This window comes from Neisseria sp. P0021.S006 (assembly GCF_051956895.1).
This window is the reverse complement of the sequence record NZ_JBQCWZ010000965.1, coordinates 1-558: the sequence shown is the minus strand read 5'-3', so window position 1 is coordinate 558 and position 558 is coordinate 1. Positions and strand designations below refer to the sequence as shown.

At 55.6% G+C, this 558-nt stretch carries 1 protein-coding gene; it reads right to left on the bottom strand.

Translation table 11 applies throughout. The features are described from left to right. Nucleotides 1-558 (bottom strand): nicotinate phosphoribosyltransferase (gene pncB / locus ACTHUM_RS18180; RefSeq protein WP_440403708.1); only part of this gene is annotated, 558 nt, incomplete at both ends.

The following is a 558-nucleotide window of genomic DNA, read 5'->3' as shown; positions in this document are numbered from 1 at the left end:
GTCGTGGCGCAGGCCGTCGAAGAGTTTGGCAAAGTACAGGTCGAAGTCGCGCAAGAAGGCATCCATGCCGACTACGTCGGTCAGGGCGATACCGAGGTCGCCGCGGTATTCGTGCACCCAACTTTCCAGCGCGGCTTTTTGGAAATTGCGCAAACGTACGTCCAAGGCTTGGAAGGCTTGGAGGAACTCGTGCGCCATGGTGCCGATGGGTGTGATGCCGATTTTTTTGGCCAGATAAACGTTGCTGGTACCGCGCACGATATCGGGAGCAGCTTCCAGCAAGGTGCGGATAACGTGTTCCTGCCATGCGAGGGTGTAGCGGCGGCGCGTGCCGAAATCGGAAATAAGGAACGGCGGATCATTTGGATTTTGTGTAGCTGCAATTTCTTTCAGCTGTTGCGCTTTGGCCTGCAAACGGCGCTCGCCTTCTTCGATGACGGCAGGCGTTTCCAAGCTGCGGAAATAGAGTTCGTTGACGATGGCAAGAATGAAAATCTCGAAGAACATCGCCTGTATCATCGGGCCTTCGATGCGGATGTTCAGACGGCCTTGGTCATC